Below are 8,474 nucleotides of genomic sequence, written 5' to 3' on the forward strand. Positions count from 1 at the left end.
ATGGTGGAGCAGCGCCCCGATTGGTGCATCTCCCGTCAGCGCAACTGGGGCGTGCCGATCCCGTCCTTTACCTGCACCGACTGCGGCGAGAAGATCATGAACGACGACACGCTCGACGCCGTCATCGCGCTCTTCCACGAGAAGGGCTCCGACGCTTGGTTCACCGACGCACCCGAGTCCTACCTCGGCGACGCCTGCGTGTGCCCCAAGTGCGGCGGCCATCACCTCAAGACCGATCGCGACATCCTCGACGTGTGGTGGGACTCCGGCGTGTCCTGGAAGGCCGTGTGCGAGTACCGCCCCGAGCTCAAGTACCCGGCGGACGTGTACCTCGAGGGTTCCGACCAGCACCGCGGCTGGTTCCAGTCCTCGCTGCTGACCTCCGTTGGCACCAACGGCGTCGCCCCCTACAAGGCCGTCATCTCCCAGGGCTTCACCCTGGACGGCCAGGGCCGCAAGATGTCCAAGTCGCTCGGCAACGTGATCGACCCCAACAAGATCTGCGACGAGATGGGCGCCGACATCATCCGCCTGTGGGTCGCCTCCGTGGACACCTCCACCGACGTCGCCTGCGACCACGAGATCCTCGCCCGCACCTCCGACGCGTACCGCCGCTTCCGCAACACCCTGCGCTTCCTGCTGTCCGTGCTCGAGGGCCAGTTCGAGCCCGCGACCGACGGCGTGGCCTTCGACGAGCTCATGCCGCTCGACAAGCTCATGCTCGCCCGCCTCACCCAGGTCCAGGCCGAGGTCGACGAGGCCTACGCCGGTTATGAGTTCAACCGCGCGTACCGCACGCTGTACGATTTCGTCGTCACCGAGCTCTCCAACGTCTACCTCGACGCGCTGAAGGACCGCCTGTACTGCGAGAAGCCGGGCAGCCACGAGATGCGCAGCGCGCAGACCGTCGTGGCCGAGCTGCTCTCCATGCTTATGCGCGACCTGCAGCCCATCCTGTCCTACACGGTCGACGAGGCCATGGAGTTCGCTCCGGCCGGTTGCCGAGACAACCAGGAGTACGCGGCCCTGCTCGATTGGTACAAGAGCCCCATCACGCTCGAGCAGGCCAACGAGTTCGCCGGCGTCCTCGAGGCGTCGCTCGAGCTGCGAGGCGTGGTCACCAAGGCCATCGAGGAGGCTCGTTCCGCGGGCACCTTCACCAAGAGCCAGCAGGTCCGCGTGAAGGCTACCGCCCCGGCCGAGGCCTATGCGCTGCTCACCGGCGACAAGGCTGTCGACCTCGCCGAGTTCTACATCGTCTCCGAGGTGGAGCTGGCCGAGGGTGCGGCGTTCACCGCCCAGATCGAGGCCGCCCATGGTGAGGCGTGCGACCGCTGCTGGAACTACCGTACCTCTACGGGCGTCCACGGCGAGCACGAGCACATCTGCGACCGCTGCTTTGAGGCGCTGAGCTAAAGGCGCTGCGCTAAGCTCAGCGCATGACGCTGCGCGGCGGCCAGGCACGCCACCTTGCCCTTCAATCGTCGGGCGCCGCACGCTAGGCGTGCGCCCTCCTCTTTCAGGGCAATCTGGCGCACCTGGCCGTCGCTCGCTGATGTGCATGCCCACATCAAGGATCGCGTGCCATTGGGGACGTGCCCCTTTGGCACGCGGCATGACCTTCTACATCAAGGATGTTCACTTCGGAGTTTGGGGATTCCTTTGGCCGAGAAGCCGGATACAAAAACCTTTGAGCCGTCGCTTGGATGGCGCGCGTGCGTGGTGCTCGTCGCCGCTGTCACGGTGTTCGCGCTCGATTACATCTCCAAGGTGTTCGTTAAGAACACGCTCATGCTGACGGGGGAGAGCGTATCCGTCATCCCAGGGATCTTGAGCTTTCGTTTCGTCGCGAACATCGGTGCCGCGTTCAGCATGGGCGAGGGCATGGGTATGCTGTTCGCCTTCTTTGCCGCAGTCGTCATCGTTTCCATCGCCTTGTACCTTGGTCACGTGAGGAAGGTGTCGAAGGTGGAGACCTTCGGGCTCGGCCTTGTTGCGGGGGGCGCGATTGGCAATGCCCTCGATCGCCTGGTTCTCGGCTACGTGGTCGACTTCATCGCCACCGACTTCATCGATTTCCCCGTGTTCAACGTTGCAGATATCGGCATTTGCGTTGGCGTCTTCCTCGCGTTCGTGGGCTTCATGTTCCTGTCTCCCGCCGCCCAAGTCGATGCGGGTGCCGAGCTCGACGCACGTGACGCCCGTGCCGCCGCTCGTCGCGCCAAACGCCGCGGCGAGCGCGCCCGCGCGGTGCGTGAGCGCCAGGAGTGCGACAAGCCGGAAGGGGAGGGACGCTAATGCCCGCCGACCTTCACCTGCTCGTTCCCGTCGAAGCTGCGGGCGAGCGCCTCGATGCGTATCTGGGCGCGCAGGATGCGTGCCCCTCACGCTCTGCCTGCGCGAAGCTCGTTGAGGCGGGTGCCGTGGCCATCAACGGCGAAACGTGCCTCTCCAAAAAGCAGCAAGTAGCCGAGGGTGACCGCATCTCCATCGAGCTTCCCGAGGTCCGCGAACCGGGAGCCATCATTCCACAGGCCATTCCCCTCGACATTCGCTACGAGGACGACTACCTCATCGTCCTTTCCAAGCAGCGCGGTCTGGTGTGCCATCCGGCGCACGGCCACGAGGATGGCACGCTGGCGAACGCCCTTGCGTACCATTGCGGCCCTGATCACCTGGGCACGGTGCAGGGGGAGGACCGACCAGGCATCGTGCACCGCCTCGACCGCGACACCTCGGGCCTCATGCTCGCCGCCAAGGACGATGACACGCAGCGCGCCCTGCAGAACCTCATCCGCACGCGTACGCTCGACCGTCGCTATATCACGCTCGTCCACGGCGAGATCGTCATGGACGAGGGGACCATCAACACGGGTATTGCGCGCTCCACACGCGATCGCGTGAAGATGGCCGTCTCCGATGATCCTTTTGCACGTCAGGCCATTACGACGTTTAAGGTGCTTGAGCGCTTTGAGCCCGCGCGGGGCGACGAGGGCTATACGCTCGTCGAATGTCACCTCTACACGGGGCGTACGCACCAGATTCGCGTGCACATGCGCCACATCCACCATCCGCTCGTGGGCGACCCACTGTACGGTAAGGGCAATGAGCGTATGAACCTCTACCTCGACCGTCAATTTCTGCACTCATGGAGCGTCTCGTTCGTGCATCCGGTGACCGGTGAGGTCGTGAGTTGCAAGGATGAGCTTCCTTGGGACCTCGCGGCTGCTTTGGATGAGCTGCACGACCGCTCGCTCGGACGCACGGAGGCGGGGGAGCAGATCATTCCACGCCTCGGCCTCCTCGAGGATTGAGCCCTCTCGATTGGAGATTGCGTGCCCGGGCGCAGACTGTCGTACACTGAGACGTACGAAACAATCGCGACCCGGGAGGCGTTTTGACACCTATCGTCGCCTTCAACAGCATCGTTGGCTTCCTATTCACCTGGTGCTTTCTGTACCAGGTCGTTTTCTTCTTCATCGGACTTCTGCGGGGCCAGGTGAAGATCCCCGCCGCCAAGAAGCAGCATCGCTATGCGTTCTTCATCGCCGCCCATAACGAGGAAGCGGTGATCGCCAACCTCGTCAAGTCGATTAAAGACCAGGACTATCCTTCCGAACTGATCGACATCTTCGTGGTGGCGGACGCGTGCACCGACAACACCGCCCAAGCGGCGCGTGATGCCGGTGCCATCGTCTACGAGCGCAACGACCTCTCCCGCAAGGGAAAGAGCTGGGTCATGGACTACGGGTTCGACCGCATCCTCAAAGAGTATCCCGGCAAGCACGAGGCGTTTTTCATCTTCGACGCCGACAATCTGCTCGCACGTGACTACGTCACCGTCATGAACGACGCCTTCGACCAGGGGTATTTGGCGCTCACGAGCTATCGCAACTCAAAGAATTTCGGTAGCTCCTGGATCAGCGCGGCCTACGCCACCTGGTTCATGCGCGAGGCGCGCTATCTCAACAACGCGCGTATGATCTGCGGCACCTCGTGCGCCGTCTCCGGCTCGGGCTACCTCGTTTCGGCCAAGATCATCCAGGGCATGCACGGCTGGGACTTCCACACACTCACTGAGGATATCCAGTTCGCTACCTTCTGCGCCATCCACGGTGTTCGCATCGGCTATGCCCCGGCCGAATTCTTCGATGAGCAGCCCGTCACGCTCAAGGCCTCCATCAAACAGCGCATGCGCTGGACCAAAGGCTTCTATCAGGTGCTTTTCACCTACGGCCGCCACATGCTCACGTCCATCACCAAGTTTCGCCGCTTTGCCGCCTACGACATGCTCATGGTCATCGGTCCTGCCATGCTGTTGACTCTGCTCTGCCTCATGGTCAACACCACCTTCATCGTGGTCGGTAGCCTGAGCCACGGGTTCTTGGCAACCGACTCCGAGATCGAGATGGCAATCGGTTCGGTAATCATGATTTTTGCTTATATGTACGGCACGTTCTTTGTCATGGGGCTCTTCACTACTATCACCGAGTGGAAGCACATCCATTGTCCGCAGCGCTGGCGCATCTTCGCCAACTTGTTTACCTTCCCGCTGTTTATGTTCACGTATGTCCCGCTCACCGTGGCGGCGCTGTTCCTTAAGGTCGACTGGGTTCCCACGCCGCATGACGTGAGCGTGACGCTCGACGAGGTGCTCGACGGGGCCAAATAGGTTTTACGCGTCGTAGCCGTTTTCGGACATGAGCTCGTTCCAGAGTTCTTCTTCGAACTGGTCGAGCTCATCGCGATGCTCGTTCTCAAAGCGTTTCCAACCGTTCACATAGCCATCGCTCGGCAGCTCATCATATGCGTAGGACGAATTGATGGCCGTTCCGACCACCCCGAACATGAGGAGTGCGAACGCGATTGCCAGCAATGAGATGATCCCCAACGTCACTGCGGCAAGGACATAGGCGAAGTTTGACGAGTTCGTCTGAGGCGCGGTCGAAGCGCTCGCGCTTTCGATCACTCGCTGGCCGCCAATGGACTCTATGACGTCGGCGTCCGCCGCCTGTGGACCGGTCATTTGGGGTTCGGGTTTGGTGCTGTAGTCGAACGTGGGCGTTTCCATAGGTCTCCCGTGAAAGGTCGAGTTCATTGCCGCCATTATACCCGCGTTGGCGTGGCGGCGGGCGAGTGTCGAGGTGGTATACATGGTACAGGCGGGCAATTTGATGGAGGGGGCTTCGTCTAGGGGCCTCGCTGCAGGTGCGTTGACGCTGCTCGTGTGCGTCCTGTTGGTTGCGGCTGCGGTGGTCGATGCGCGTGAGCGGAGGTTTCCCACCGTGCTCGGAGTGGGCTTGGCACTTGCGTGCGCGGCCTTGAGCTTGGCTACGGGAGGCCTGCTGCGACTCATGTGGTGCGCGCTGGTATCCGCCCTCACGAGTGCGGTGATCGTCGCATTCGAGTTGTGGTGGCGCCGTTGGCACAAGGGACGCGCGGGCCTTGGCATGGGGGACGTCAAGTTCCTCGCCGCGCTTTCGCTTTGGAGGCCCCTCGAAGCCCTCGCGGCGTTTGGAGGCGGCTTGGTGTTGCTTGCCTTGACCGGCTTGCTTGCACGGCGCGTCTCGTTGCCGCTACTGCCCTTCGTAGTTCCTTTGTTGTTGGTGATGATCGTTGCCGTTCGTATGGGTTAGCCGTCCGGCTGCGAATGCGAATCGATGTATGTCCGCACGCCGTGCGATGATTGGTCTCGATCAACGATGACAGGAGGAGATGGAACATGACGAACGTACAGCAACAGAAGACAAATGATGTGAATCCCCGTATGACTGTCGATGCCCCAGAGTCAACGAGTGATCTCACGCATCGCCTACTCGCCATGCCCGACCAATTGAGCGCCGAGCTGGTCGAGCGTATGGAGGAGGATCGTGCTGCAGGATGGATCAATCCTTATCGCGCCGCCGACGATGCGGCGATTCGCCGCGAGCCGCGCGCAGGTGACGCCGGTAGCATCTGGCGTCCGTCGTACGTGCGTGATGCCGAGAAGATCATGCATCTGCCCGCCTACAGCCGCCTCAACGGCAAGACGCAGGTGTTCAGCTTCCGCAGCAACGACGATCTCTCGCGCCGTGGCCTCCACGTGCAGCTGGTGGCGCGCATTGCGCGGGACATCGGGCGCGCGCTCGGTCTCAATTGTGACCTCATCGAGGCGATCGGTTTGGGGCACGATCTGGGGCACACGCCCTTTGGCCATGCGGGGGAGGCGCGCCTCAACGACATCACCACCGCCCGCACCGGCCGCTCGTTTTTCCACAACGTCCATTCGGTCCGGGTGCTCGACAAGCTCTACGGTCGCAACCTGTCGCTGCAGACGCTCGATGGCGTGCTGTGCCATAACGGCGAGTACGAGCAGCGCGTCTTCGAGCTCTCGGGCATGGAATCGTTCGAGCAGTTCGACCACGTGGTGGGGGAGTGCTACACCCACGACTTCGACTGCGTCAAGACGCTGCGCCCCATGACGCTCGAGGCTTGCGTGGTGCGCATCTCGGATATCATCGCCTATGTGGGGCGCGACCGTCAGGACGCCATCGAGGCGGGTTTACTCTCGGAAGACGCGTTTGAAGACGGTTTAGGTGGTCGATACAATTCCTGGATTCTCACGCGCGCCTCGATCGACATCGTCGAGCACAGTTACGGTAAGGACCGCATCGAGATGAGCGAGGAGCTGTTCTGCGAGATCCGCCGCGCGAAGCGTGAGAATTACGAGAAGATCTATCACTCGGCTGGCATCGAGGAGCAGGAGGCGGCGACGATGGCGCGCGCATTCAGCCTCATGTACGAGCATTTCCTAGGCGACCTTAAGGCACATGACGAGCAGAGCTATATCTTCCGCCACCACATCGCGCGCATCGACAAGGCTCTGTCGTACTACGGGCGCACGTACGAGTGGGAGCGTGATCTTGACCAGACGGTCGTCGATTATATCGCGAGCATGACAGATGGATACTTTACCGAGCTTGCGTGCACGTTGTTCCCGGAGCTCAAGTTCCCCCAGCGCACGTACATCAACGAACGCTAATACGAACAGGTGTTTGAATCTATCATTCAATTTGCTAGAATCACATGCGATGGCGAATCGACGGAACGGATTCATGGATACCCTTTTCAGCAGCTCCGAGCGGAGCAAACAGCTCAAGAACGCACCCTTGGCGGTGCGCATGCGTCCCAACACGCTTGACGATTACGTGGGTCAACAGAAGGCGGTGGGGCCTGGTTCGTGGCTGCGCAGCGCCATCGAACATGACGTGTTTTCGAGCGTGATCCTCTATGGACCTGCCGGTACGGGTAAAACCACCCTGGCCCACATCATCGCCGCACACACGAAGAGTGAGTTCGTCGAGGTTTCGGCGGTGACGGGTACGGTCAAGGACCTGCGTCGCGAGATCGAGGAGGCCAAGCACCGCCTCATGATGTTCGACCGCCGTACTATTCTGTTTATCGATGAGATCCATCGGTTCTCCCGCTCCCAGCAGGATGCTCTGCTCCATGCGGTGGAGAACCGCACCGTGGTCATGATCGGCGCCACCACCGAGAATCCGTATTTCGAGGTCAACTCCGCGTTGCTCTCGCGCAGTCGTGTGGTCGAACTGACGCACCTGAGCGACGCGGACGTTGAGCAATTGGTGCGCCGTGCTCTTGGGGCCCCAGAGGGCTTGGCGGGCAGGTACACGGCGAGTGATGAGGTCATCAAGGCGATCTGCACGCTTGCCGCGGGCGACGGGCGCAGCTCGCTCACCACGCTTGAGCTCGCAAGCGAGATTGCGCTTACGCGTCCGGCAGACCCGGCGGAGGACGTTCGCGCCGAGGGAGCTCCCATCGAGATCACACTCGAGGACGTCAAGCAGGCGAACCCCAGGCGCGGGCTCTCCTATGATAAGTCTGGCGACATGCACTACGACATCATCTCCGCGTTTATCAAATCGATGCGGGGCAGTGATCCCGATGCCGCGGTGTACTGGCTCGCCCGCATGATCGACGCGGGGGAGGACCCCAAGTTCATCGCGCGTCGCATCATGATCCAGGCAAGCGAGGATATCGGGAACGCCGACCCTACAGCCTTGCTGGTCGCCGAGGCCGCATTCAAGTCCGCTGAGGTGATCGGTTATCCCGAATGCCGCATCAATCTGGCGCAGGCAGCCATCTACAACGCACTGGCTCCCAAGAGCAACGCCGCCGAAGCCGCCATAGACGCCGCCCTCGAAGACGTGCGCTCGAGTGGTCAGCGCGAAGTCCCCAACCACTTGCGCGACCGCCATCGCCCGGGTTCAGACGAATATGGAGAGTACAAGTATCCACACGACTACCCAGAGGGCTGGGTACCGCAGCGGTATCTCCCTGAGGGTCTCGAGCCCGGCGCCTTCTGGCACCCCAGCGGCCGAGGTTGGGAACAATGGCGCGCCGAGACCCGCCCTAGATAACCGCTGTGGTTCACAACTCTTTCAAAGTGTGCGCCATGCCTGTCATCTCGCTTC

8 protein-coding genes are annotated in these 8,474 nt (G+C 61.8%); 7 read left to right on the plus strand and 1 reads right to left on the minus strand.

The features are described from left to right. From ACT8II_RS04415 to ACT8II_RS04430, 4 genes are all read left to right on the plus strand, one after another. The coding region (locus tag ACT8II_RS04415) for a class I tRNA ligase family protein (protein ID WP_443813097.1) at nucleotides 1-1,416 on the plus strand (1,416 nt) is incomplete at its 5' end. Nucleotides 1,417-1,662: 246 nt separating this feature from the next. Then, the gene (lspA, locus tag ACT8II_RS04420; protein WP_302742712.1) at nucleotides 1,663-2,298 is read left to right on the plus strand and encodes a signal peptidase II; all 636 of its coding nucleotides are present in this window, start codon (nucleotides 1,663-1,665) and stop codon (nucleotides 2,296-2,298) included. After that, a complete protein-coding gene (locus ACT8II_RS04425) occupies nucleotides 2,298-3,314 on the plus strand; it encodes an RluA family pseudouridine synthase (protein WP_443813099.1) in 1,017 nt (338 codons plus the stop codon). The genes lspA and ACT8II_RS04425 overlap by 1 nt, the downstream gene beginning before the upstream one ends. A gap of 83 nt (nucleotides 3,315-3,397) precedes the next feature. Then, on the plus strand, nucleotides 3,398-4,672 hold the full coding sequence (locus ACT8II_RS04430) for a glycosyltransferase family 2 protein (protein WP_118653676.1): 1,275 nt from the start codon (nucleotides 3,398-3,400) through the stop codon (nucleotides 4,670-4,672). Between the two features lie 3 nt (nucleotides 4,673-4,675). Here ACT8II_RS04430 and ACT8II_RS04435 read toward each other — a convergent pair whose 3' ends face one another. Further along, complete coding sequence (locus tag ACT8II_RS04435; protein WP_294160405.1) at nucleotides 4,676-5,071, minus strand: hypothetical protein; 396 nt, start codon at nucleotides 5,069-5,071, stop codon at nucleotides 4,676-4,678. A gap of 82 nt (nucleotides 5,072-5,153) precedes the next feature. Between ACT8II_RS04435 and ACT8II_RS04440 the strand changes: the two genes are divergently transcribed. The 3 genes from ACT8II_RS04440 (at nucleotide 5,154) to ACT8II_RS04450 (ending at nucleotide 8,420) form a co-directional block, all read left to right on the plus strand. Continuing rightward, a complete protein-coding gene (locus ACT8II_RS04440) occupies nucleotides 5,154-5,636 on the plus strand; it encodes a prepilin peptidase (protein ID WP_294123729.1) in 483 nt (160 codons plus the stop codon). Nucleotides 5,637-5,767: 131 nt separating this feature from the next. Then, nucleotides 5,768-7,021 carry a deoxyguanosinetriphosphate triphosphohydrolase family protein gene (locus ACT8II_RS04445; protein WP_294160459.1) on the plus strand — a complete coding sequence of 418 codons (1,254 nt, stop codon included), beginning with the start codon at nucleotides 5,768-5,770 and terminating at the stop codon, nucleotides 7,019-7,021. Between the two features lie 73 nt (nucleotides 7,022-7,094). Next, nucleotides 7,095-8,420 (plus strand): replication-associated recombination protein A, encoded by a 1,326-nt coding sequence (locus ACT8II_RS04450; RefSeq protein ID WP_118653673.1) that lies wholly within the window; start codon nucleotides 7,095-7,097, stop codon nucleotides 8,418-8,420. Nucleotides 8,421-8,474: the final 54 nt, after the last annotated feature.

The sequence above is a fragment of the Collinsella sp. genome, assembly GCF_052346665.1.
Lineage (GTDB): Bacteria > Actinomycetota > Coriobacteriia > Coriobacteriales > Coriobacteriaceae > Collinsella.